The following is a 24,329-nucleotide window of genomic DNA, read 5'->3' on the forward strand; positions in this document are numbered from 1 at the left end:
GAGGTTCCCGGATGAGTGACGGCATCACGCGGATGTTCGACCTGACCCCGCTCGGCGAGGACTCGTTCCTGGCGGCCTCGCCGTCGGTGGGGCGGCCGAGGCTGTTCGGCGGGCAGGTCGCCGGGCAGAGCCTGCGCGCCGCGTGCCTGACCGCCGGCGGGCGCCCGCCGCACTCCCTGCACGCCTATTTCATCCGCCCGGGGACGCCGGACGAGCCGCTGACGTTCGACGTGGCCCGCACCCGCGACGGCCGCTCGTTCTCGACCCGGCACGTCACCGCGAGCCAGGGCGGCAAGCCGATCCTGGAGCTGATCGCCTCGTTCCACGACCCGGAGGACGGCTTCGACTGGCAGGCCGCCCCGCCCCCGGACGTCCCGGGCCCCGAGGGGCTGAGCGCGCCCGCGCTCCCCTCGTTCTTCAAGCATCCGATCGGGTTCGACATCCGGCTGGTGAACACGCCCGCCGAGGACGAGTTCCCGATGCCGCACCCGTTCTGGATCCGCGCGTCGGCGCCGATCGGCGATGACCCGGCCCTGCACGCGTGCCTGGTCGCCTACCTGTCCGACATGGCGGTGGTCAGCAGCGCCCGCGCCCCGGGATCGCCGAAGCACCTGGTCACGGCCGTCACCCTGGACCACGCCATGTGGTTCCACCGCCCGCCGCGCGTCGACCAGTGGCTGCTGTACTCGGTCGCCCCGGTCACCAACCACGGCGCCCGCGGCCTGGCCCGCGGAACGCTCCACACGGCGGACGGCACCCTCCTGGCCTCGGTGGCCCAGGAGGCCCTCCTACGCCCCGCCCCCTGACCGGGCCCGGACGACCCGGCACCGTCGAATTGCCCGCAGCCGACACCGATGTCCGTTTCCCGGCCGTCTTTGAGGACCGTCGTCGGGCGGAACCGAGCGGCGGGTGCCGGAAGGCGATGCTGGTGCGGCAGGTGAGCCGGATGCCTCTGATGGCGAAGTCGTGCCAGGTGAGCACGAGCGCGGCGACCTGCGGCGCGCCGTAGCGGAGTCTCGTCGGCGGAGCCGGCCTCACAGTGGACGTCCGCACCCTGCGGAGCGTCCCCGATTCCCGCGCCCCATTTCAGTCGTCCATTACCCGTGAAACGGATACCGAAGTGCACGGTTGGGGACTGCCTGGGCGGCCATCGACATCTAGCATCGAGTCAACCTGCCTGTAAGACGAGGCACGCTCCGCTTAACCCTCGCACTCTAGAAGAAGGGGCCGGCATGTCTGACAGACTGAATGATTTGCTGAATCACGCGACCCCTTTCGCCCCGAGCGATCCAGAGGATGCGGCCGGCCGCCTGCGAAGTTCGCCGCCCGGCACGGGAGAAAGTCCCGGAGCGCCACCGCAGGCGGATAACGGCCGTCGAGCCGTTCCCGACTCCCAGCGGACGTCCTCTCTCGTGTTCGTCCCCACGTCGGCACCGCATTCGGGGACGACGGAACGAACCGGGGCGGCCTACGAGCTGCGGGAACTGAACGAGGGAACGGCGGGACTCGCCGTCTACACATCACCTGACAAGCTCCTCCAGGTGCTGGGCGCGGAGCAGAACTACGTGGAGGTCGAGATCATCGAACTTCTCCGGCAGGTGGCCGGAAGGGTTCCCGTCGTGGTCGACCCGGCCTTGAGATCGGCCATCGGCTAGCGCCATCACGCGAACAGGGGGATGAGATGGGCGGATACCAAGCCGACATCGACGCGATCATCTATGCCGGCCACGGCTTCAAGAAAGTGGCCGAAGAATATAAGAGCTACGTAACGTCCGGGAGCCTGGCGAAGCCCCCGACGGGCGACCCGCACACGGACGAGACGCTCGGCACCGTCCTGGACATGATCTACCTGGTGCACGGGGCCCTCGCGGACGCCGTATGGCAGCACGGGGAGAAACTCCAGCTGGTGGCCGAGAACTACCAGGCGGCCGATGACGAGTCGATCGCCTCCATCATGCAGGCCGCGGTGACCGCCTCCACCCTGCGGACGGACCTGCCCAACTTCAGCGCACTCACCGGACCGAAAGGCTGAGGACCACCGTGGCACCGGACCCGGACCCGGACGCACCGGCCATTCACGCGTTCACTCCCGCCGAGATGCCGGATGTGCGCCCTTACCTTCCCCCCACATGGGGGCACTACGTGCACGGCGACTTCTACGGCCTGCAGAACCTGGCGACCTCGCTCTACGATCTGGCGCTGAAGGGGAACCCGCTCGTCGATCAGTTGCGCGGCACGGTCAACAAACTGCTGGACAGGTAGGACGGGGTGCAGTGGAGCGGCCGGAGCGCCGGGGCCTTCAGAGCCAGTTACGGCCAGGATTCGTCCATGCTCTCCGCACTGGACAAGATAGTGGCCGCCACCGCCGGCATCGTCGATCATCTCGCGGAGAAGCTCGCCACCCTTGAGCACGCGATCGAGCAGGAGGTGAGCGAAGGCCTGGAGAAGGGCTACTTCCTGCGGGGGCACGATTGGGAGAAGACGGGCGCGCCCCGCCCCAATCTCGATTATCCCGGATCGAACACCCTGATGAGCCAATACGTCCATCGAGGCGCTCAGTACATAAAGCAGGCCCAGGAGGCCCGCGAGATAGCCGCCCAAGAGCTGGCGAAGATCGGTGAAGTGCTCCTGGAAATGCTCAACTACTACCGCGGCAAGTCCAAGGTGGGGCAGCTGGATCCCGGCGGGCTCCTGCGGCAGGGGCAGGTCCAGTGGTACTCCCCGCGGATCGACGAACTGAGCAAGCAGCTGAAATCGGAGAAAGAGCACCTTGAGGGCCTGAACCTGGATGCCAAGACCGTCGGAGCGGACATGCAGAAGATCGGCGGAGGGGCGCAGACCGTCGGCGATCTGATGGGGCTCATCGGGCCGCTGAAGCCGGCCGGTGAGACCGTGAACACGGTCGGCGGCGTCGTGTCCCAGCTCGGTGAGGTCACCGAGCATTTCGGCAAGTGAGGTGCCGGCCATGACGGCGCCGCATCCGAACGGCGTGAGGCGCGGCGGGGCAAGGGCCGTGATAGGGCTCCTCTGCATCGTGGGCGCGGGCGCGTGCGGCCCGCTCTCGGACGCGACGGGCGACGGCCGCGACTCCGCGGCGCCCGCTCCGGGCACGCCGTCCGCGGTCGAAACGAACGCGGAGGGCCTTGTCACCGGACTTCCCGAGATCGACCGCGCCGTCTCCGGCGCGCTCCCCGCCGATCTCGCCGGGAGCAAGCTCTGGAGCGACCCGTTCAACAACCGGACGAGAGAGGAGCACTTCTCCTGGACGGTGCTCGGCGCCCGGCGCAATCGCGTCCTCACCCTCCAGGTGACGCTGAAGGCCGGCATCGCGGAGGCGAAGAAGAAGGCCTCGTACGTGCGGAAAGAGCTGGCGGACGACCGGACGCGCGAGGGGCGGCAGGTCGTGGAGACCGGGCCGGTCGAGAAGGTGGCCAACATCGCGGACGAATGCCTGGGATTCCGGATATCACGCAAGAACGCCGTGAGCGGGGTGATCGGAGACCCCCGGCAGGACTACTCGATGAGCGGCCGCTACCTGTACTGCCGCGTCCAGAACGTCAACATGGTGATCGACTGGGAAGGGCAGGACTACTCCCGTCCTTGGGCGGTGACCACCGGAACCGGGCTGGACCAGGCCACCGCTAACCGCGACGCCCAGCGGATCGCCCGAGCCGTCGTCGCCTCGTTGCGCTGACTCCCGCACTCGGCCGCTCGCCGCGGTTCATCGTGTTCCGCCGGGTCGGGTCCCGGTGGCCGTGTCGCGGGGGATCTCGGGCGCGGCCGGGGCTAGGCTCGCCGTCGGCCGTCTCAGTGTGGATCACGATCGGGGTGGGGCCGGGTGAGCGAGCGGGCGTTCTGGGTGGGCACGTACACCGGCGAGGCCGGGGACGGCGCCGGGATCTACCGGGTGCTGCGGGGCGCCGGCGGGGCGCTGGAGCCGCCGGAGCTCGCGGCCGAGGCGGTCTGCCCGTCCTACCTGGCGGTGCACGGGGGCGCCCTGTACGCGGTGCGCGAGGAGGACGCGGGCGGCGTCACCGCCTACGCGGCCGAGGGCGGGCGGCTGCGGGAGATCGGGCGGCGGGAGGCCGGTGCGCTGCCGTGCCACCTGTCCGTTGCGCCGGACGGGAGCCACCTGGTCGCCGCCGACTACGGGTCGGGGACGGTCCGGGCCTACCCGCTGGCGGCCGGAGGCGGGTTCGCCGGGGACGCCGGCGTGGCCGAGGGGCACGGCAGCGGGCCGCGCGCCGACCGGCAGGAGGGCCCGCACGCCCACATGGCGGTGCACGCCCCCGACGGGACCGTGCTCACCACCGACCTCGGCGCCGACCTCGTCCGGTCGTTCCGCGTCGAGGGCGGCGCGCTGCGGCTCGCCGGGGAGACGCCGCTGCCGGCCGGGTACGGGCCGCGGCACCTGGCGGTCCATCCGAGCGGGCACGTGTACGTGCTGACCGAGCTGGCCGCGGCGGTGCTCGTGCTGCGGCCGCTGGGCGGGTACGCGGCCCTGGAGGTCGCGGCCGAGTCGCCGGCGACGGCCGGTCCGGGCACGGGCCAGGGCGCGGCGATCAAGCTCGGGGACGGCGGCCGGTTCGTGTACACCTCCATGCGCGGCGCGGACGTGGTGACGGCGCACCGGGTGCTGGACGGGGGCGCGGCGCTCGCGCCGGTCGCGGACGTCCCGTCCGGCGGGCACTGGCCCCGCGACCTGCACGCGGACGCCGAGTGGATGCACGTGGCGAACGAGCGCGAAGGCACGATCACGACCTTCCGGATCGGCGGCGACGGCGTCCCGGTGCCGGCCGGAACGCCCCTCGCCGTGCCGTCGCCGGTGTGCGTGGTCCCCGCCTGACGGGCGTTTCCTGGGAGGCCACCCGGGCACGTGCCGGTCAACGGACCGGACTATCAGGGAGCATCCCGACATGACGACGATCGCGACGACCAACCCCGCGACGGGCGAGGTCGAGAAGACCTTCGACGCCCACACCGACGAGGAGGTCGACCGCCGCATCGCGCTGGCGGCTGAGACGTTCGCCTCATACCGGCACACGCCCTTGGAGCGGCGCGCGGAGTGGATGAACGCGGCGGCGGACATCCTCGACCGGGAGGCCGAGCAGATCGGCGCGATGCTGACGACGGAGATGGGCAAGACGCTGAAGGCCGCCGGGGCGGAGGCGCAGAAGTGCGCGAAGGCGTGCCGGTACTACGCCGGGCACGCGGCCGAGTTCCTCGCCGACCGGCGGCCCGCCGGGGCGGCAGACGTGGGGGCGTCCGACGCCTACGTCCGCTACGAGCCGCTCGGGCCGGTGCTGGCGGTCATGCCGTGGAACTTCCCGCTCTGGCAGGTGATCAGGTTCGCGGCGCCGGGGCTGATGGCGGGGAACACGGGGCTGCTGAAGCACTCCTCGAACGTCCCGCAGACGGCGCTGTTCCTGGAGGACCTGTTCCGCCGCGCCGGGTTCCCCGAGGGCGCGTTCCAGACGCTGCTGATCGGTTCGGCGAAGGTCGAGCGGGTGCTGCGCGACCCGCGCGTGAAGGCCGCGACGCTGACCGGGAGCGAGCCCGCCGGGCGGTCGGTCGCGGCGATCGCCGGGGACGAGATCAAGCCGAGCGTGCTGGAGCTCGGCGGCAGCGACCCGTTCGTGGTGATGCCGTCCGCCGACATCGAGGCGGCGGCGCGCACGGCGGCGGAGTCGCGGTGCCTCAACAACGGGCAGAGCTGCATCTCGGCGAAGCGGTTCATCTCCGACATCGGCTGCGCCGACGAGTTCGAGCGGCTCTTCGTGGAGAACATGCGCGCGCAGAAGGTCGGCGACCCGATGGACGACGCCACCGACGTCGGCCCCCTCGTCAGCGAGGAGGGCCGCGCCGAGGTCGAGGCGCTGGTCGCGGACGCCGTGGAGAAGGGCGCGACGGTGCTGTGCGGCGGGGAGCGCCCGGCCGGGCCGGGCTGGTTCTACCCGCCGACCGTGGTCTCCGGGGTGACGCCCGGGATGCGCATGTACCACGAGGAGGTCTTCGGGCCGGTCGCGTCGCTGTTCCGGGTGCGCGGGGTGTCGGAGGCGGTGGAGCTCGCGAACGCGACGGGCTTCGGGCTGGGCTCGAACGCCTGGACGCGGGACGCCGCCGAGCGGGACCGGTTCGTCCGGGAGCTGGACGCCGGGCAGGTGTTCATCAACGGCAAGACGACCTCCTACCCGGAGCTGCCGTTCGGCGGGGTGAAGCGCTCCGGCTACGGGCGGGAGCTGTCGGCGGACGGCCTGCGCGCGTTCTGCAACGCCAAGACCGTGTGGGTCGGCTGACCCGGCTCACAGCTCCACGCGCCGGCCGACGCCGGCCTCGCGGGCGCGCTCCACGATGACGGACGCGGCGGCGGTGTCCTGCACGCCGATCCCGACGCTGTTGTAGAAGACGATGCCGCCCGGGTCCTCCCGGCCGGCGGCGAGGCCCGCGACGACCGGACCGAGCGGCCGGACGTCCGCGGGGCTCAGGTGCCCGGCGCGGACGGCGGCCACGACGGGGCCGGCGTGGTCGAGGGCGGTGGGCACGTCGTCCACGACGATGGCGGCGGCGCGGGTGAGGACCTCGTCGTCCACCTCCGCGCGGTCCGGCGCGAACGAGCCGACGCTCAGCACCGTGCACCCGGGGCCGAGCCACGCGCCGAGGACGACCGGTTCGGCGCTGGTGGTGGCGGTGACGACGATCTGCGCGCCCTCGACCGCCGCGCGGGCGGACGCCGCCCGCTCGACCGGCGTCCCCAGCTCGGCCGACAGCTCGGCGGCGGCGGTGCAGGTGTCGGGGTGGCGGCAGGCGACGGCGGCCCGCTCGATCGGGCGGACCGCGGCCATCGCCCGGACGTGCGCGCGGCCCTGCACGCCGCAGCCGACCACCGCCAGGCGGGACGCGTCCGGGACCGCGAGGTGGTCGGCGGCCACCGCGCTCGCCGCCGCGGTGCGCAGCGTCGTGACGGCCTCCCCCTCGATGATCGCGACGGGCCGCCCGTCCACCGGGTCCTGGACGGTCACGAGCGCGGCGACGGTCGGCAGCCCGCGCGCCGCGTTGCCCGGGTTGACGCTGCCGAACTTGGCGACCGCGCCGGTGCCGGGCAGCCGGGAGACGTAGCAGAACGCGACGTCGCCGTCCGGGCCGTCCAGCAGCAGCCGGGGCGCGAGCCGCGCCTCCTTGCGGCCGAGCGCGCCGAACGCGGCCCGCTGCGAGGCGATCGCCGCCGGGAGGTCGAACACTGCGCGCACGTCGGCCGCGGACAGCAGCAGGACATCGGCCATGGGGTGATCCTCGCGAGGACGCGGCGGCGCTGTCGAGGGCGGAAGGGCAAGCGGTTCTTACCGATCACTACATGAGATCGCATGCTCGGCCGCCTCGACGGCCGTCCCGGGACGTTCCACGCTGACATCATCCGGCCCGCGAGCGACGGAGATGCGCCGATGACCTCGCCGATGAACCAGCCGGCACCGCGGGACCGCGGCCGCCGGTTCCGCCTCCTCACCGCGACCGGCGCGGGGCTGCTGCTCGTGCCGCTCGCCGCGGCCTGCGGCTCGGACGGCGCGGGCGGGTCCGGCCCCATCAAGATCGGCGTCCCGGCGCCGCTGAGCGGGGACTCGGCCTCGGCCGGGCAGGACATCCTCGCCGCCGCGAAGGTCGCCGCCGCCGAGATCAACCGGGCGGGCGGCGTGGACGGCCGCCAGATCGAGATCGTGCAGGCCGACGACCAGTGCAGCGCCCAGCAGGGCGCGCAGGCGGCGCAGAAGCTGCTGAACAGCGGGGTCGTCGCCGTCGCGGGCGGGTACTGCTCGGGCGCCGCGGTGCCGGCCATCCCGATCTACGGGCGGCGGAACGTCCCATTCGTGATGGACGCGTCGACGAACCCGTCCCTCACCGACACCGGGAAGGGCAAGGTGTTCCGCACCTGCGGGCGCGACGACAACCAGGGCGTGGTCGCCGCGAAGTTCATGACGGGCGAGCTGCGCGCCAAGCGGATCGCGCTGCTGCACGACAACACCACCTACGCCAAGGGCCTCGCGGACGCGACGGCCGACTCGCTGAAGCAGGTCGGCGGGCAGGTCGTCTACGAGGACGCGCTGCAGCCCGGCCAGTCCGACTACAGCCCCGTCCTGACGAAGATCGCCTCGACGCGGCCGGACGTGCTGTACTTCACCGGCTACTTCGCCGAGGCGGGCCTGCTGATGAAGCAGCGCAGGCAGCTCGGGCTGAAGTTCACGCTGATGGGCGGGGACGCGACGACCGACTCGACCGTCCTGAAGACCGCCGGCCCGGCCGCCGACGGCTACATCGCGACGACCGCGCCGCTCGCCAAGGACCTGCCCGCGGCGGGGAAGTTCGTGTCGGCCTACAAGTCGGCGAACGGCGCCGACCCCGGCCCGTTCTCGGTGTACGAGTACGACGCGGTGAAGGTCGTCGCGAAGGCCATCGACGACGCCGGCTCCACGAAGGGGCCGGACATCACCGAGGCCCTGCACAAGATCGCGAACTTCCCCGGCATCACCGGGCCGATCACGTTCGACGAGAAGGGCGACCGGACCGACCCGCTCTACATCACCGTCCGCGTCCGGGACGGGGCGTTCACCGCCTACAAGAAGCTCGACAAGAGCGGCGCCACCTGGGTGGACGCCAAGACGTCGTGACATGACCGAGTTCGTCCAGTACCTGGTGAACGGCCTGACGATCGGGGCGTTCCTGTCGCTGATCGCGCTCGGCTACTCGATGATCTACGGGGTGGTCCGGCTGATCAACTTCGCGCACGGCGACGTGTTCATGATCGGGGCGTTCGCCGGGTTCGGGACGCTGACCGCGCTCGGCGCGACCGGCGGGATGGCGCTGCCCGCGATCGTCGCGGCCGTGCTGGTCGGCGCGCTCACCACCGGCGCCGTCGGCACCGGGATCGCGAAGGCCGCCTACGTCCCGCTGCTGTCGTCGCCGCGCCTGGCGCTGCTGATCTCGGCGATCGGGGTGTCGCTGGCGCTGGAGGAGGGCGTGAAGGTCCTCACCCACGCCCGGTTCAAGTCGTACCCGAACGCGCTGGACGGCGGCCGCATCTTCAGCGGCGCCGTCCACGTCACCTGGGGCCAGCTCGCCCTCGTCGTGCTGTCGGTGGTGCTGATGGCGGCGCTCTGGCTGTTCGTCACCCGGACCATGACCGGGACGGCGATGCGCGCCCTCGCGATGGACCGCGACGCCGCCCGGCTGCAGGGCATCAACGTGGAGCGGCTCATCCTGGTCACGTTCTTCATCGGCTCGCTGCTGGCGGGCGCCGCCGGGGTCATGTACGGGCTCTACTACGTGCAGATCAGCTTCGGGATGGGGTTCCTCATCGGGCTGCGCGCGTTCACCGCCGCCGTGCTCGGCGGCATCGGGAACCTGCCGGGGACGATGGTCGCGGGCGTCGCGATCGGGCTGGTCCAGTCGTTCTCCGCCGGGTACGTCTCGTCCCGCTGGACGGACGTGATCATCTTCGGGCTGCTCATCGCGGTGCTGGCGCTGCGGCCGACCGGCCTGTTCGGCGAGCGCGTCGTGGAGCGCGCATGAGGCGGCCGGCGGGCGCGGAGGCGGCCGTCCGGTACGGGGGCTGGCCGCTGCTGGTGGCGCTGGCGCTCGCCGCCGGGCAGGGCCTCGACGACTACGCGCTGACGGTCGCCGGGACGATCCTGGTCTACGCGATCCTCGGGCTCGGCATCAACATCGTCGTCGGCTACGCCGGGCTCCTGGACCTCGGCTTCGCGGCGTTCTTCGCGATCGGCGCCTACACGTCCGGGCTGCTGATGCTCAAGCTCGGCTGGGGCTTCTGGCCGACCCTGCCCGCCTCGATCGCGGCCGCCGCCGTCGCCGGGGCGGTGATCGGGTACCCGACGCTGCGGCTGCGCAGCGACTACCTCGCCATCGTCACGCTCGGCTTCGGGGAGATCATCCGGATCACGGTGGTGAACCTGGAGGTCACCGGCGGGCCGAACGGGCTGACCGGGATCCCGCCGGTGTCGGTCGGCGGCCGGCAGATCGTCCTGCCGCAGGACTTCTTCTACCTCGCGCTCGCGTTCTTCGTCGCGGTGCTGGCCGCGACGGCGCTGCTGGCCCGGTCGCGCCTCGCCTACGCGTGGCGCGCGATCCGGGCCGACGACACGGCGGCGGAGGCGGTCGGCGTCCCCGCCCGGCGGGTGAAGCTGCTCGCGTACGTGCTCGGCGCCATGGTCGGCGCGGTCGCCGGGCCGCTGAACGCGGCCCAGCTCGGCACCGTGGACCCGTCCAGCTTCACCTTCCTGACCTCGCTGATGATCCTGCTCGTGGTGATCATCGGCGGGATGGGGTCGCGGCCGGGCGTCATGATCGGCGCGGTCGTGATCGTGGCGCTGCCGGAGGTGCTGCGGACCGTCCAGGAGTACCGGGGGCTGTTCTTCGCGCTGCTGCTCATCCTCATCGTGATCCTCCGCCCGCAGGGGGTGTGGCCGTACCGGCCGCGCCGCCTGCGCCTTCCCGACGCGGCGGGGCCGGCCCCGGAGCCGCCGTCCGCGCCGGGGACGCTCCTGGAGGTGGAGGGCCTGTCCCGGAGGTTCGGCGGCGTCACCGCCGTGGACGGGCTCTCCCTCCGCGCGGACGCCGGGCAGGTGGTGAGCGTGATCGGCCCGAACGGCGCGGGCAAGACGACCGCGTTCAACTGCATCACCGGGATGATCCCGCCGTCCGCCGGGACCGTCGTCCTCGCGGGGCGGAGCGTGCGGGGGCTGTCCCCGCACCGGGTGGCCGCCGCCGGGCTCGCCCGGACGTTCCAGAGCATCCGGCTGTTCGACGGGATGACGGTCGCGGAGAACGTGCTGATCGGCCGGTTCGCCCGGGACCGGGGGCTGCTGCGCCCGCTGTCGCGCGCCGACCTGGACGCGGTGCGCCGCTGCCTGGACTTCGTCGGCCTGCTCGACGCGGCGGACCGGCCGGCGGGCGGGCTCCCCTACGGCGACCGGCGCCGGCTGGAGATCGCGCGGGCCCTCGCCGCCGAGCCCCGCGTCCTGCTGCTGGACGAGCCGGCGGCGGGCGCGAACCCGACGGAGAAGCAGGCGCTGATGGCGCTGATCGCGCGGATCAGCGCGCTCGGCGCCGCCGTCGTGCTGATCGAGCACGACGTCGCGCTGGTCATGTCGATCTCCGACCGGGTGACCGTCCTGGAGTACGGGCGGACGATCGCCGAGGGGCCGCCCGCCGAGGTCCAGGACGACCCGCGCGTCATCGCCGCCTACCTCGGCGTCCCGGACGACCCGGAGACCGACCTCGTCACGGAGGTGCTGCGGTGACGCTCCTGCGGGTGAGCGGCCTGCACAGCCGGTACGGGTCGGTGGAGGCGCTGTCCGGCGTCTCGTTCGAGGTCGGCGAGGGCGAGATCGTCGCGCTGCTCGGCAGCAACGGCGCCGGCAAGACGACCGCGCTGCGCACGGTCACCGGCCTGCACCGCGCCCGGTCGGGGCGCGTCGAGTTCGCCGGCCGCGACATCACCCGGCTCGGCGCGCACCGGGTCGTCGCCGCCGGGCTCGGGCACGTCCCGGAGGGGCGGCGGGTGTTCCCGGCGCTGAACGTCGCGGAGAACCTGCTGCTCGGCGGCTACCTGCGGCGCCGCGACCGGGCGGCGGTCGCGGCCCGCCGCGAGGAGGTCTACACGATGTTCCCCCGGCTCGGCGAGCGGCGCGGGCAGCTCGCGGGCCTGCTGTCGGGCGGCGAGCAGCAGATGCTCGCGATCGGCCGGGCGCTGATGCTGCGGCCCCGGCTGCTCGCGCTGGACGAGCCGACGATGGGGCTCGCGCCGCGGACGGCGCAGCAGGTGCTGGGGGTCGTCCGGGAGATCAGGGACCAGGGCACGACGATCCTGATCGTGGAGCAGAACGCGCACCAGACGCTGCGCCTCGCCGACCGCGCCTACGTCCTGGAGACCGGCCGGATCGTCCTGGAGGGCCCGGCCGCCGAGCTCGCCCGGGACGACCGCGTGAAGGCCGCCTACCTCGGCGGCGACCCGGTCATAGAAGGGACTTGACGAGCTTCTCGGCCGCGTCCTCGATCGCCTTCTCGGAGAGGAGGACGTGGCCGGCGGCGTCGCCGAGCGGGATGAAGCTGTCCTCGCTCGCGACCCTGGCCGCGCGCCCCCGGAACCCCGCGTCGGCGAGCGCGGCCAGGACGGCCTCGGAGACGCCGCCGGTGCGGCGCGTCTCGTCCGCGACCAGGACGGCGCCGGTCGCGCGCGCCTCCCGCAGCAGGTCCTCGACGGGCAGCGGGGCCAGCCAGCGCAGGTCGAGCACCCGGCAGCGGACGCCCCGGGCCGCGAGGCGGCGCGCGGCGCGCAGGCTCATGCGCAGGCCGTTGGCGAACGTGACGACGGTCAGGTCGCGGCCGTCCCCGTAGGTGCGGGCCCGGCCGAGCGGCACCGTTCCCCCGGCCGGGGCCAGCCAGCCGCCGTCGCCGTCCTCGTGCAGGTCGCGGACGTGGTAGAGCGCGATGGGCTCCAGCACCACGCAGACGCGGCCGGCGGCCTGGGCGGCGTCCGCGCAGGCGCGCAGCGTCCCGGCGGCGTCGTCCGGGCGGGACGGCGAGGCGATCACAAGGCCCGGGATGTCGCGGAGCGCTGCCACCGCGTTGTCGTTGTGGAAGTGGCCGCCGAAGCCCTTCTGGTAGGCGTAGCCGGGGATGCGCACGATCATCGGGTTGCGGTAGCGGCCCGAGGAGAAGAACGGCAGCGTCGCCGCCTCGCCCCGGATCTGGTCGGCGGCGTTGTGCAGGTACGCGAGGTACTGGATCTCCGGGACCGGCACCATCCCGGCGAGGCCGAGACCGAGCGCGAGGCCGAGGATCGACTGCTCGTCCAGGATCGTGTCGAACACCCGCGCGGCCCCGGCCCTCCCCAGCAGCCCGCGGGTGACGCCGTACACGCCGCCCTTGCGCGCCACGTCCTCGCCGAACACGACCATGCCGGGCCGCTCGTCGAGCAGTTCCCCGAGCGTCCGGTTGATCGCCTGCGCCACCGTCACCCCCTCTCCCCCTCCCCCGCGGGCGTCTCCCGGGCCGGGGGCGCCCGTCCCGGACGCCGCGGGCGCGGCGCCGGGAGGCGTGTGCGCCGGCCTGGCGCCGGGGGTCTCCGCCGCGGTGCGCCGGAGCGGCGCCATGACCTCGGCGGCGGACGAGAGGCGGGGCGCGTCGGCGACCTCCTCGGCCAGGGCCATGACCTCGGCACGTTTGGCCTCGTAGCGCTCGATGATCTCGGCGGGCGTCGCCACCCGCCGCTCGACGAGGAGGCGGGCGGTCCGCAGCAGGGGGTCGCGGTCGAGGTCGGCGGCCAGCTCGGCGGGCGTCCGGTACGAGGATTCGACGTCGGAGCCGGCGTGGCCCATCAGGCGGACGGTGCGCAGGTGCAGGAACGCGGGGCGGCGCCGCTCGCGGACCCGCGCCGCGGCCCGCGCCGAGACCGCGTAGGCGTCGGCGAGGTCGCAGCCGTCCGCGTGGAAGTAGGCGAGGCCGGGGCGGGAGCCGTAGGCGGCGCGGATCCAGCCGGGCGGGGTGCGGACGCTGATGCCGATGCCGTTGTCCTCGCAGACCAGGAGGAGCGGCATGGGGAGGCCCTGGTAACCGCAGTTGACGGCGGCGTTGATGGCGCCCGCGGCGGTGGAGTGGTTGGCGGAGGCGTCGCCGAAGCTGCACACGGTCACGGCGTCGCGCGGCCACGGCGTCCCGAGGCCCAGGCGTGCGGCGCGCTCGATCGCGAACGCCACGCCGAGCGCGCGCGGCAGGTGCGAGGCGACCGTGGACGTCTGCGGGACGACGTTCAGCCGGTGGCTGCCGAAGACCTTGTGGCGTCCGCCCGCGATGGGCTCCTCCGCGGCGGCGACCAGGCCCAGGAGCACGTCGCGCAGCGGGGTCCGGCCGGGCACCTGCCGTGCGCGCTCCAGGAAGAACGCGCCGGAGCGGTAGTGCAGCAGCGCGGGGTCGCCGGGACGGAGCGCGGCGGCGACGGCGGCGTTGCCCTCGTGCCCGGACGAGCCGATCGTGTAGAAGCCGCGGCCCCGTGCCCGGAGCCACCGCGCGGCGAGGTCGAGGTGCCGGCTGCCGAGCTGGGCGTCGAACAGCTCCAGGAGGCGTTCGCCGCTCAGCGGCCCGGCGGGGGCGGGCGGGCCCGGCGGCGCCAGGGCGGCGGCCGCCTCCAGGAAATGGGCGTCGGCGGGTTCGGCCATGCGTCGAGCATCGGACGCGGGCGGCGCCGGGGCCAAGCTCGGCGAGGCCGCGAACCGGTTGGGACTTGGCCAAGGATCGCTTAACCCCCGTGCGGGCAGAGGCTCAGCCGTGCTTGGGCTGGCGGTAAGGAAGCCGTGCTCTGCCCGGCCTTGGCTCAGGCGCCGCGGTCCGTTCACGCTGGAAGCGTGCTCTCCTCCGTCATCGGCGGCGCCCGGATACCGGCGGGGCCGCGCTCGTACCGTTCCACCGACCCGTCCCGCACGTCCGAGACGGTCGCCGAGGTCTCCCTGGCGGACGCCGGCGGCTTCGCCGATGCCTGCCGGGCCGCGCGCACCGCGCAGGACGCCTGGCGGGACGTGCCGCCGCCCGTCCGCGGGCAGGCCGTGGCCGCGCTCGGCCGGCTGGTCGAGGCGAACAAGGCGGCGCTGGCCCGCGTCGTGACCCGCGAGGTCGGCAAGCCGTACGCCGAGGCGCTCGGCGAGGTCCAGGAGATCGCCGACACCTGCGCGTTCTTCCTCGGCGAGGGGCGGCGGCTGTACGGGCGCACCGTCCCGTCGGAGATGCCGGACAAGCAGCTGTTCACGTTCCGCGACCCGGTCGGCGTCGTCGCCGTCATCACCGCGGGGAACTTCCCGGTCGCCGTGCCGTCCTGGTACATCGTCCCGGCGCTGCTGTGCGGGAACGCGGTGGTGTGGAAGCCGGCGGAGTACGCGGCCGCGTGCGCCGAGGCGTTCTACAAGCTGTTCGCGCACGCCGGGCTGCCGGGCGGCGTCCTCAACGTCGTGTACGCCGACGGAGCAGAGACGTTCCGGGGCCTGGAGCGGGCCCTGGGCGAGGGGCTCGTCGACAAGGTCGGCTTCACCGGCTCCACCGAGGTCGGGTCGCGGATCGGCGAGCTGTGCGGGCGCCACCTCCAGACGCCCTGCCTGGAGCTCGGCGGCAAGAACCCGATGGTCGTCACCGAGGACGCCGACCTGCCGCTGGCCGTCGAGGGCGCGCTGTTCTCCGGCTTCGGGACGGCCGGGCAGCGCTGCACGTCCCTCGGCACCGCGATCGTGCACGAGGCGGTGCACGGGGAGTTCGTGCGGCTGCTGGACGAGGCGGCGCGGGCGGCGGTCGTCGGCGACCCGGCGGGCGACGTGCTGTACGGGCCGATGATCAGCGAGCGGTTCGCCGACGGCTTCGAGAAGGCGCTCGGCTGGATCGGGCCGGGCCACACCGTGCACGGCTCGACCGGGACCGGGCGGATCACCGCGGCGAACCCGCGCGAGGGGTTCACCGGCGACGCCGAGGCCGGGCTGTACTACCACCCGGTGATCGTGGACGGGGTGGCCCCCGGCGACGAGCTGTTCATGAACGAGACGTTCGGCCCGGTCATCGGCGTGGCCCGGTACCGGGCGCTCGACGAGGCGATCGCGCTCGCCAACGCGCCCGGATACGGCCTCTCCGCGTCCATCTACACCACCGACCCGGCGAAGGTGTTCGCGTTCCGGCGGCGGATCTCGGCCGGGATGGTGAGCGTGAACAACTCCACGTCCGGCGCGGAGGCGCACCTGCCGTTCGGCGGCAACGGGCGGTCGGGCAACGGCAGCCGCCAGTCGGGGGTGTGGGTGCTGGACCAGTTCACCCGCTGGCAGTCGATGAACTGGGACTACTCGGGGAGGCTGCAGAAGGCGCAGATGGACGTCCTGGAGATCGAGCCCGACCTCGGCTTCCGGCTCTAGGGGCCCGCCGTGGTGACCGAGGCGGAGGTCGCCATCGTCGGCGGCGGCGTCATGGGCACGAGCATCGCGTTCCACCTCGCGGAGGCCGGCGTGCGGGGCGTGGTCCTCATCGAGCGGGACGAACTGGGGTCCGGCTCGACGTGCAAGGCGGCGGGCGGGGTGCGGGCGCAGTTCTCCGACGAGGTGAACATCCGGCTCGGCGCCCGCAGCCTGGAGGCGTTCGCCCGGTTCGGCGAGCGTCCCGGCCAGGAGATCGACCTGCACCGGGTCGGGTACCTGTTCCTGCTGTCGCGGCCCGAGGACGTCGCGTCGTTCGAGCGGAGTGTCGCGCTGCAGAACGAGCTGGGCGTGCCCAGCCGGATGGTCTCCGCGGCCGAGGCCCGCCGGCTCTCCCCGCTGATCAGCGCGGACGGGCTGCTGGCCGCCGCGTTCTCCCCCGACGACGGGCACTGCACGCCCGAGTCGGTCGTCCTCGGATACGCGACGGGCGCGCGGCGGCACGGCGCGGAGATCGTCACGCACTGCGAGGTCCTCGGCATCGAGGCGGGCGGCGGCGAGATCACGGCGGTCGAGACGTCCGAGGGCCGCGTCGCGACGTCCGCGGTCGTCTGCGCGGCCGGGGCCTGGTCCGCGGCGGTCGGCGCGATGGCGGGCGTCGACCTGCCGGTGCGGCCGCTGCGCCGCCAGATCGTGTTCACCGAGCCGATGCCCGGCCTGCCGCGCCCCGTGCCGATGACGATCGACTTCACCTCCTCGTTCTACTTCCACGCGGAGGGCGAGGGGCTGATGCTCGGCATGTCCGACCCGGAGGAGACGCCGGGATTCTCCCTGGAGATGTCCGACGCGTGGCTGCCCAGGCTCACCGAGGCGATCGCCGCCCGCGCGCCGCGGCTCCTGGACGTCGGGCTGACCGGCGGATGGGCGGGCCTCTACGAGGTCACCCCGGACCACAACGCGCTCATCGGCGAGGACCGGCGCGTGTCCCGGTTCCTGTACGCGACGGGCTTCTCCGGCCACGGGTTCCTGCAGGGGCCGGCCGTCGGCGAGGCGGTCCGCGACCTGTACCTCGGGCGCGAGCCGTCCATCGGCATCGGCCCGCTGCACGCCGCGCGGTTCGCCGGCGACCGCCTCCGCCCGGAGATCAACCGGGTCTGACGCGGCGGCCGCCGCGCTCACGGCCCGGCGGCTCCCCCGATCTCCGCCTGCACGCAGCGGGCGACCTCGGTCAGCCCCCGCATGGCGTCCTTGACCAGCGGGTTCGTGTTGGTGGTGCGGCGCAGCGCGGTGACGTGCCGGCGCGGGTCGAGCCCGCCGAGCCGCACCGTCCGCAGGCCGGGCGCCGGCACGCAGCCGAGCGCCGGGACGAGCGCGATGCCGAGGCCGCAGCCGACGAGCCCGCACACCACCGCGTAGTCGTTGCTGCGGAAGGCGATGTTGGGCGTGAACCCGGCCGTGCCGCACAGCCGCAGCAGCGCCTGCGCGCCGCTGCTCTCCGGCCGGCTCGCGATCCACGTCTCGGAGCGCAGGTCGCGCAGCCGGACGGTGCCGCCGCCGGACAGCGGGTGCTCCTCGGGCATGCACAGCACGAGGTGCTCGTCCATCACGGGCGTCTCGATGATCTGGTCGGGCCAGCCGCGGGGGAACAGGTCGTACCGGTAGACGAGCTGGAGGTCGAGGTCGCCGTCGAGGAGCTCGGGCAGCAGCTCGTCCGGCTCCCCCTCCGACAGCGTGATCTCGATTCCGGGCCGGACCCGGGACAGCTCCGCCAGCACACGCGGCAGGATGCGGGAGCTGGCGGTCGGGAAGCTGCCCAGCTGCAGCGCGCCGCGCTCGCCGCTGGCGACGGCGCGCAGCTCGCGCTCCAGCGTGTCCAGCGCCGACAGCACGTCGTTGCCCTTGCTGACCAGGAGGAACGCGGCGCTGGTCGGCCGGACGCTGCGCGCCCGTCGCTCGAACAGCACCAGGCCGCACGCGCGCTCCAGCGCGGCGACCTGCTGGGACACGGCGGACGCGGTGTACCCGAGGTTGCGGGCGGCGTCCGCGAACGACCCGGTGCGGACCACCTCGCGGACCGTCTGGATGTGCAGGGGACTGATCATGGGCGCACCCCGTTCGGCTCCGTGTGCGCGTCTCCCCCGCAGACGCCTCCCTCTACATGGTCTAGTCGTGCCTCGGCCTCTTGGCCACCAGCGTCAGCACGTCGTACTTGGCGACCGAGGCGCCCTCCTGGTTGGTGACGTCGGTGTCCCAGCGCACCTCGCCGTAGCCGGCGCCCTCGCGCGGGGTGATCTGCTTGGCGGTGAGGGTGACGGTCAGCTCGTCGCCCGGCTTGACGGGGGTGAGGAACCGCAGCCGCTCCAGCCCGTAGTTCGCCAGGACCGGGCCGGGGGACGGCTCCACGAACAGCCCGGCCGCGAACGACACGACGAGGTAGCCGTGCGCGACGCGGCCGCCGAAGAACGGGTTCGCCTTGGCGGCCTCCTCGTCCATGTGGGCGTAGAAGGTGTCGCCGGTGAACTCGGCGAAGTGCTCGATGTCGCCGAGGGTGACGGTGCGGGGGCCGCCGACGGCGGTGTCGCCGACGCGCAGGTCCTCCAGGTGCTTGCGGAACGGGTGCTCGTCGGTGACGGTCCGGTCGGTGCCGGGGACCCAGCGCCCGGTGATCGAGGTGAGCATCGCGGGCCCGGACTGGACGGCGGTGCGCCGCATGTGGTGCACGACCCCGCGGATCCCGCCCATCTCCTCGCCGCCTCCCGCGCGGCCGGGGCCGCCGTGGACGAGCGGCGGCAGCGGGGACCCGTGCCCGGTGGACTCCTTCGCGTCCTCGGCGTTCAGCACGAGCAGGCGCCCGTGCCAGGGCGCGGTGCCGAGGACCACCTCCCGCGCGAACTCCGCGTCGGCGGTGACGACCGACCCGGCGAGGCTGCCGCGTCCCCGCGCCGCCAGCTCCACCGCCTCCTCGGCGCCCTCGTACGGCAGCAGCGTGCTGACCGGGCCGAAGGCCTCCACCTCGTGCGGCTCGGCGCGGGCGGCGTCGGCGGCGCGCAGCAGCACCGGGGAGAGGAACGCGCCGCGCTCGGCGTCCGCGCCGGCGACCTCGACGTGCTCGGGGTCGCCGAAGACGACGCGGCCGGCGTCCATGAGCGCCTTCAGGGAGCGCCGCACCTCCTCGCGCTGGCCGAGGGTGGCGAGGGCGCCCATCCGCACGTCCGGGTCCGCCGGGTTCCCGACCGTGACCTCCGCCAGCCGGTCGCGGACGGCCTCGGCGACGTCGTCCATCAGCGCGGCCGGGACGAGCGCGCGGCGGATCGCGGTGCACTTCTGCCCGGCCTTCACGGTCATCTCCTGGACGAGCTGCCCGACGTAGAGGTCGAACTCGCTCGTGCCGGGCACGGCGTCCGGCCCGAGGATCGAGCAGTTCAGCGAGTCGGCCTCGGCGTTGAACCGCACCGCGTTGCCCACGATCGCCGGGTGCGTGCGCAGCAGCCGCGCCGTGGACGCCGACCCGGTGAACCCGACGACGTCCTGTTCGGTGAGGTGGTCGAGCAGGTCGCGCGGCTTGCCGCAGACCATCTGCACGGTGCCCTCGGGCAGGATGCCCGACTCGACGATCAGCTCGACCAGCCGGGCGGTCAGGTAGGCGGTCTGGCTCGCCGGCTTGATCAGGCTCGGCACCCCGGCGAGGAACGCGGGCGCCAGCTTCTCCAGCGGCCCCCACACCGGGAAGTTGAACGCGTTGATCTGCACCGCGACGCCCCGCGACGGCGTGCACAGGTGCTGCCCGACGAACGTCCCGCCCTTGCCGAGCGGCTCGACGTCGCCCTCGATCAGCACCCGGTCGTTCGGCAGCTCGCGCTTCCCCTTGCTCGCATAGCCGAACAGGACCCCGATGCCGCCGTCCACGTCGAACCTCGCGTCGTTCAGCGTCGCGCCCGTCCGCGCCGACAGGGCGTACAGCTCGTCCCTGTGCTCCCTCAGATGGGAGGCGAGCGCCTTGAGCAGGGACGCGCGCTGGTGGAACGTCAGCTCCCGCAGCACCGGGCCGCCGACCGATCTCCCGTACCGGAGCGCGGCGCCCATGTCGACGCCGGACGACGAGATCCGGGCGATCTCCTCCCCCGTGACGGCGTCGTGCAAAGGCTCGCCCTCGTCGTCCGGAGCACGCCATGAACCCGACACATAACTGCGCAGCACGACCACCGGGACCTCCTCGTCCATATCTCCTGAGTCTTCTTGCCACCTTCGAGCTTCGTTCACGCCTCGCAGAGATGACAGCCGGGACGGGTTCCGTTTGTGTACTCGTGGACGGTTTAGCGCGAATCAGAGGAACAACTCTTGTGGATCTGTTCCCCGGTTCACCGCGCTGCCGGGCGTGCTGCCGCGCATCCGGCGCGGCGCGCCGGGCGCGGCTGAAATACTCGTGACCATGACCTATGTTGCGGACGGTGAGCGGTACGAGCGGATCCCCTACCGGCGGTGCGGGCGCAGCGGGCTGCGGCTGCCGGCGATCTCGCTGGGGCTGTGGCACAACTTCGGGGACGACCGGCCGATGGACGTCCAGCGGGCCATCCTGCGGCGCGCGTTCGACCTCGGCGTCACGCACTTCGACCTGGCCAACAACTACGGGCCGCCGTACGGGTCCGCGGAGATCAACTTCGGCCGGGTGCTGCGGGAGGACCTCGCGCCCTATCGGGATGAGATCATCATCTCCACCAAGGCCGGGTACGACATGTGGCCCGGTCCTTACGGTGAGTGGGGGTCGCGGAAGTACCTGCTGGCGAGCCTCGACCAGTCGCTGCGCCGGATGGGCGTCGACTACGTCGACATCTTCTACAGCCACCGGTTCGACCCGGAGACGCCGCTGGAGGAGACGATGGGCGCGCTGGACCGGGCCGTCCGGTCCGGGAAGGCGCTGTACGCGGGGATCTCGTCGTACTCCCCCGAGCGGACGGCCGAGGCGGCGGCGATCCTGCGGGAGATGGGGACGCCGCTGCTGATCCACCAGCCGTCCTACTCGATGCTCAACCGCTGGATCGAGGGCGGGCTGCTGGACACGCTCGGCCGCGAGGGCGTCGGCTGCATCGCGTTCTCGCCGCTGGCGCAGGGGATGCTGACCGACAAGTACCTGGACGGGATCCCGGAGGGGTCGCGGGCGAGCAAGGGCACGTCCTTCTCCTCCGGCCTGCTGACCGAGGAGAACCTGCGGCACGTCCGGACGCTGAACGAGATCGCCAAGGGGCGCGGGCAGACGCTCGCGCAGATGGCGCTGGCCTGGTCGCTGCGGGACGGGCGGGTCACCTCCGCGCTGATCGGCGCCAGCAGCGTCGCGCAGCTGGAGGAGAACCTCGCGGCCCTGGACCGGCTCGACTTCACCGCGGACGAGCTGGCCGCCATCGACCGGGACGCCGTCGAGGCGGGCATCAACATCTGGGCGGCCTCCAGCGCGCACTGATCGGCCGCGCATCGACCGGGCGCGACCGGGCACGACCAGCACATGGAAGAGGACCCCAGGGGCTCCCCGGACCGGCGGGACCCCGACCGGCGCGACCCCGAGGGCCGCGAACCGGAGCCGTACGGCCCGGAGTTCCTCGGCCCGGGCTCGCGCGGGCCCTACCGGCACGAGCAGCCGCGCGGCAGCGAGCCGCTGAACGCCCGCAGCCCGCTGCGGCTGCGGGCCGTGCTGTCCGGGATCGCGCTGGTCGTCTCCGTCGGCGCCGCGATCGTGTTCGCGGTCGGGGCGCAGGGCGACGACGGGGCGTGGGCGGCGGCCGGCATCTGCGCGGCCGTCGCCGTCATCGCCGCGATCGACCTCGTCGTGATCGCGCGGCGCGCCCGCACCTGAGCCTCAGTGGCGGTGGTCCGCGGCTGCGGCCTCCGGGTGGGCGAGCAGCCAGTCGATCCGCTCGCGGCTCTCCTCGTCGATGGGCGTGTAGGTGACCATCCGGGCGCCCGGCGCGGCGCTGACCTCCAGGTGCATGGTCCGGGTCCGGATCTCACCGGCGGCGTGGTGCCGGAAGATCTTGATGCTCGCCCCCGGCAGCGCGACGTCGTGGGAAGCCCACAGCCGCGCGAACTCCGGGCTCACTTCCTGCAGCCGCCGGACGAGGATCTTCCAGCCCGGCTCGTCCAGGTGCCGGCTGTAGCGGTGCCGGAACGCGGCGACGAGCCCGGGCGCCGTCTCGGCGAGGTTCGCGACCGGGTTGCAGCACGGCGGCAGCGTGAACGCCATCCACATCGTGTTCCGCTCGCACGGCCGGACGACCGTGAGCTGGGGGAGGATCGCGGCGTAGGCGGCGTTCCAGGCGAGGACGTCGCACCGGCCGTTGGTGACCGACGCGGGCATGGGGCTGAGCGCGTCCAGCACGATCTGGACGTCCTCGGGCAGGTTGTCGGCCTCCTCCGCCACCGCGGTGTCGGGGACGTCGGCGAGCCGGTACAGGTGCTCGCGCTCGGCGCCGTCCAGCCGCAGCGTGCGCGCCACCGCGTCCAGCACCTGCGTGCTCGCGTTGATGGGACGGCCCTGCTCCAGCCACGTGTACCAGGTCACGCCGACCCCGGCGAGCTGCGCGACCTCCTCCCGCCGCAGGCCCGGCGTGCGGCGCCGCGGCCCCGGCGGCATCCCCACGTCGTCGGGCGTGATCCGCTCGCGCCGGCTGCGCAGGAACGCCGCCAGCTCGGTGCGCCGGCGCGGCCCCGTCCCGTTCCGGGCCGGGCGCCCGGACGCGCTGGTCTCTGCACTGGTCATCGTCACGTCTCCCAGCCTGCACCCCGCGGGCGGCGCCCACCAGGCGTCTGCCGGGTGCTGTCAGTACCAGTATCGACAGGCTCTCGTTACGGGTACCGGCGTCGCCGCACGCTCGTACACATGACACAGACAACCGATCTGCGCGGGATTGTTCCCGAAAGGGGGTCGCGGAGCGGACCCGGCGGCCTGCTGCTGGCCGTCGTCCTTCTCGGCCAGTTCATGGGGGTTCTCGACGCCAGCATCGTCAACGTCGCGCTCCCGACGATGCGGGCGGACCTGCAGGCCTCGGGGGCCGGGCTGCAGCTCGTCGTCGCCGGATACATCATCTCCTTCGCCGTCCTGCTGATCACCGGGGCGCGGCTCGGCGCCCTCGCGGGGCACCGCCGCCTGTACCACCTCGGCCTCGCCGCGTTCACGGCGGCGTCGCTGGCGTGCGGGCTGGCGCCGTCCACCGGCGCGCTGGTGGCGTTCCGCTTCCTGCAGGGCGCCGCGGCCGCGCTGCTCACCCCGCAGGTCATGTCCATGATCCAGCGGAACTTCACCGGCGCGGCCCGGGCCCGCGCGCTGAGCCTCTACTCGGCCGTCATCGCGGGCGCCGTCGTGGTCGGCCAGGCGGCCGGGGGGCTGCTGGTCAGCGCCGACCTGTTCGGCACCGGATGGCGGACGGTCTTCCTCGTCAACGTGCCGATCGGGATCGCGCTGCTGATCGCGGGGCCGCGCGTGCTGCCCCGCGACGAGGACGTGCCCGGCCTCCGGAACCTCCGCGCGCAGCTGGACCTGCCGGGGCTGCTGACGCTCGCCGCCGCGGTGCTGCTGTTCGTCGTCCCGCTGATCATGGGCCACGAGCTGGGCTGGCCGGCGTGGGGATGGGCGTCGCTCGCCGCGAGCGCCGTATTCCTCGCCGCGTTCGTCGCCGTGGAGCGCCGCGTGGCCGCCGCGGGCGGGAAGCCGCTGATCTCGGTGCGGGTGCTGCGCGCGCCGCTGCTCGTGCCGGCCTGCGTCGCGATCCTGTTCGGTCCGTGCAGCTGGGCGGCGTTCCTGTTCACCACCACCCTGCACCTGCAGGGCGACCTGCGGATGTCGCCCCTGGAGTCGGGGCTGGCGTTCGTGCCGTGCGTGGCGGCCTTCGCGCTGGTCGGGCTGAGCTGGCAGCGGCTGCCCGCGCGCTGGCACCGGCGGCTGATCCCCGCCGGGTTCGCGATCGCCGCGGCCGGCTACCTGTGCGTCGGCCCGCTCGCCGGCGGCGGCGCGGCCTACGAGGCGCTCACCGCCGTCATCGGGTTCGGCCTCGGGGTGATGCCGATCATCATGACCACCGCGCTGCGGCACGTCCCCGCCGAGGACGCCGCCGACGCCAGCGGGCTGCTGCTCACGCTGATGCAGCTGGCCCAGGTGATCGGCATCGCCACCGCCGGCACGCTGTTCCTCTCCCTCGCCGAGTCCGGCGGCTCGACCCGGCACGCCGAGTACGGCACCGGATGGGCGCTGGCCGCCGCGACGCTGGTGGGCGCGCTGTGCGCGCTGTTCCTGGCCCGCGACCGGGCGGCCGCCGGGCGGGCGGCCCGCGGCCTCAACACGCAGGCCGGCGCGCTCGTCTACGACCACGTCGCCGAGGCGCACGGCCTCCCCTACACGCC

Annotated in this window: 22 protein-coding genes; 17 read left to right on the plus strand and 5 right to left on the minus strand. The window is 73.5% G+C overall.

All coding sequences use genetic code 11. The features are described 5' to 3' along the window. Positions 1-11: 11 nt before the first annotated feature. From ABTW95_RS31315 to ABTW95_RS31350, 8 genes are all read left to right on the plus strand, one after another. Positions 12-806, plus strand: a complete 795-nt coding sequence (locus ABTW95_RS31315) for an acyl-CoA thioesterase (protein ID WP_500228193.1) — start codon at positions 12-14, stop codon at positions 804-806. A 606-nt stretch (positions 807-1,412) separates the two neighbouring features. Continuing rightward, positions 1,413-1,655 (plus strand): SseB family protein, encoded by a 243-nt coding sequence (locus ABTW95_RS31320; RefSeq protein ID WP_500228194.1) that lies wholly within the window; start codon positions 1,413-1,415, stop codon positions 1,653-1,655. A gap of 26 nt (positions 1,656-1,681) precedes the next feature. Next, positions 1,682-2,032 carry a DUF6317 family protein gene (locus tag ABTW95_RS31325; protein ID WP_500228195.1) on the plus strand — a complete coding sequence of 117 codons (351 nt, stop codon included), beginning with the start codon at positions 1,682-1,684 and terminating at the stop codon, positions 2,030-2,032. Between the two features lie 8 nt (positions 2,033-2,040). After that, positions 2,041-2,262: a hypothetical protein gene (locus tag ABTW95_RS31330; RefSeq protein WP_500228196.1), complete on the plus strand. Its 222-nt coding sequence runs from the start codon at positions 2,041-2,043 to the stop codon at positions 2,260-2,262. Positions 2,263-2,328: 66 nt separating this feature from the next. Beyond that, entirely contained in the window at positions 2,329-2,955 is a 627-nt protein-coding gene (locus tag ABTW95_RS31335) for a hypothetical protein (RefSeq protein WP_500228197.1), read from the plus strand. 10 nt (positions 2,956-2,965) lie between these two features. Continuing rightward, positions 2,966-3,694 (plus strand): hypothetical protein, encoded by a 729-nt coding sequence (locus ABTW95_RS31340; RefSeq protein WP_500228198.1) that lies wholly within the window; start codon positions 2,966-2,968, stop codon positions 3,692-3,694. A gap of 144 nt (positions 3,695-3,838) precedes the next feature. Next, the gene (locus ABTW95_RS31345; RefSeq protein WP_500228199.1) at positions 3,839-4,846 is read left to right on the plus strand and encodes a lactonase family protein; all 1,008 of its coding nucleotides are present in this window, start codon (positions 3,839-3,841) and stop codon (positions 4,844-4,846) included. Positions 4,847-4,916: 70 nt separating this feature from the next. Further along, positions 4,917-6,296: an NADP-dependent succinic semialdehyde dehydrogenase gene (locus ABTW95_RS31350; protein ID WP_500228200.1), complete on the plus strand. Its 1,380-nt coding sequence runs from the start codon at positions 4,917-4,919 to the stop codon at positions 6,294-6,296. A 6-nt stretch (positions 6,297-6,302) separates the two neighbouring features. Here ABTW95_RS31350 and ABTW95_RS31355 read toward each other — a convergent pair whose 3' ends face one another. After that, positions 6,303-7,280 carry an ornithine cyclodeaminase family protein gene (locus tag ABTW95_RS31355; RefSeq protein ID WP_500228201.1) on the minus strand — a complete coding sequence of 326 codons (978 nt, stop codon included), beginning with the start codon at positions 7,278-7,280 and terminating at the stop codon, positions 6,303-6,305. A gap of 159 nt (positions 7,281-7,439) precedes the next feature. Here ABTW95_RS31355 and ABTW95_RS31360 point away from each other — a divergent pair, with 159 nt between their 5' ends. Genes ABTW95_RS31360 through ABTW95_RS31375 form a run of 4 tightly spaced genes read left to right on the plus strand, consistent with a single transcriptional unit; the run spans position 7,440 to position 12,037 of the window. After that, complete coding sequence (locus ABTW95_RS31360) at positions 7,440-8,657, plus strand: branched-chain amino acid ABC transporter substrate-binding protein (RefSeq protein ID WP_500228202.1); 1,218 nt, start codon at positions 7,440-7,442, stop codon at positions 8,655-8,657. Between the two features lies 1 nt (position 8,658). After that, on the plus strand, positions 8,659-9,558 hold the full coding sequence (locus ABTW95_RS31365; protein ID WP_396449789.1) for a branched-chain amino acid ABC transporter permease: 900 nt from the start codon (positions 8,659-8,661) through the stop codon (positions 9,556-9,558). Continuing rightward, positions 9,555-11,306 carry a branched-chain amino acid ABC transporter ATP-binding protein/permease gene (locus tag ABTW95_RS31370; protein WP_500228203.1) on the plus strand — a complete coding sequence of 584 codons (1,752 nt, stop codon included), beginning with the start codon at positions 9,555-9,557 and terminating at the stop codon, positions 11,304-11,306. Before ABTW95_RS31365 ends, ABTW95_RS31370 begins: the two co-directional genes overlap by 4 nt. Continuing rightward, complete coding sequence (locus tag ABTW95_RS31375; RefSeq protein ID WP_500228204.1) at positions 11,303-12,037, plus strand: ABC transporter ATP-binding protein; 735 nt, start codon at positions 11,303-11,305, stop codon at positions 12,035-12,037. Before ABTW95_RS31370 ends, ABTW95_RS31375 begins: the two co-directional genes overlap by 4 nt. On the opposite strand, the gene ABTW95_RS31380 is transcribed toward ABTW95_RS31375, so the two are convergent. Next, positions 12,021-14,222, minus strand: coding sequence for a thiamine pyrophosphate-dependent enzyme (locus tag ABTW95_RS31380; protein ID WP_500228205.1), 2,202 nt, complete (start codon positions 14,220-14,222; stop codon positions 12,021-12,023). The two genes, ABTW95_RS31375 and ABTW95_RS31380, sit on opposite strands and share 17 nt — an antisense overlap. Positions 14,223-14,408: 186 nt before the next feature. Between ABTW95_RS31380 and ABTW95_RS31385 the strand changes: the two genes are divergently transcribed. Next, positions 14,409-15,947, plus strand: a complete 1,539-nt coding sequence (locus ABTW95_RS31385; RefSeq protein WP_500228206.1) for an aldehyde dehydrogenase family protein — start codon at positions 14,409-14,411, stop codon at positions 15,945-15,947. Between the two features lie 9 nt (positions 15,948-15,956). Beyond that, complete coding sequence (locus tag ABTW95_RS31390; protein ID WP_500228207.1) at positions 15,957-17,102, plus strand: NAD(P)/FAD-dependent oxidoreductase; 1,146 nt, start codon at positions 15,957-15,959, stop codon at positions 17,100-17,102. A gap of 17 nt (positions 17,103-17,119) precedes the next feature. On the opposite strand, the gene ABTW95_RS31395 is transcribed toward ABTW95_RS31390, so the two are convergent. Next, a complete protein-coding gene (locus tag ABTW95_RS31395) occupies positions 17,120-18,046 on the minus strand; it encodes a LysR family transcriptional regulator (protein WP_500228208.1) in 927 nt (308 codons plus the stop codon). A gap of 61 nt (positions 18,047-18,107) precedes the next feature. Further along, positions 18,108-20,165: a phenylacetic acid degradation bifunctional protein PaaZ gene (gene paaZ / locus ABTW95_RS31400; protein WP_500228209.1), complete on the minus strand. Its 2,058-nt coding sequence runs from the start codon at positions 20,163-20,165 to the stop codon at positions 18,108-18,110. A 208-nt stretch (positions 20,166-20,373) separates the two neighbouring features. Between paaZ and mgrA the strand changes: the two genes are divergently transcribed. Both mgrA and ABTW95_RS31410 read left to right on the plus strand, forming a co-directional pair. Further along, the gene (gene mgrA, locus ABTW95_RS31405) at positions 20,374-21,399 is read left to right on the plus strand and encodes an L-glyceraldehyde 3-phosphate reductase (protein ID WP_500228210.1); all 1,026 of its coding nucleotides are present in this window, start codon (positions 20,374-20,376) and stop codon (positions 21,397-21,399) included. A 42-nt stretch (positions 21,400-21,441) separates the two neighbouring features. After that, on the plus strand, positions 21,442-21,789 hold the full coding sequence (locus tag ABTW95_RS31410) for a DUF6343 family protein (RefSeq protein ID WP_396449780.1): 348 nt from the start codon (positions 21,442-21,444) through the stop codon (positions 21,787-21,789). A gap of 3 nt (positions 21,790-21,792) precedes the next feature. Here the strand turns inward: ABTW95_RS31410 and ABTW95_RS31415 are convergent, their stop codons facing one another. After that, positions 21,793-22,692, minus strand: a complete 900-nt coding sequence (locus tag ABTW95_RS31415) for a helix-turn-helix transcriptional regulator (RefSeq protein ID WP_500228211.1) — start codon at positions 22,690-22,692, stop codon at positions 21,793-21,795. Between the two features lie 120 nt (positions 22,693-22,812). Here ABTW95_RS31415 and ABTW95_RS31420 point away from each other — a divergent pair. Continuing rightward, a partial coding sequence (locus tag ABTW95_RS31420) for an MFS transporter (protein WP_500228212.1) occupies positions 22,813-24,329 on the plus strand: 1,517 nt, incomplete at its 3' end.

The organism is Spirillospora sp. NPDC127506 (assembly GCF_040302145.1).
GTDB lineage: Bacteria > Actinomycetota > Actinomycetes > Streptosporangiales > Streptosporangiaceae > Spirillospora.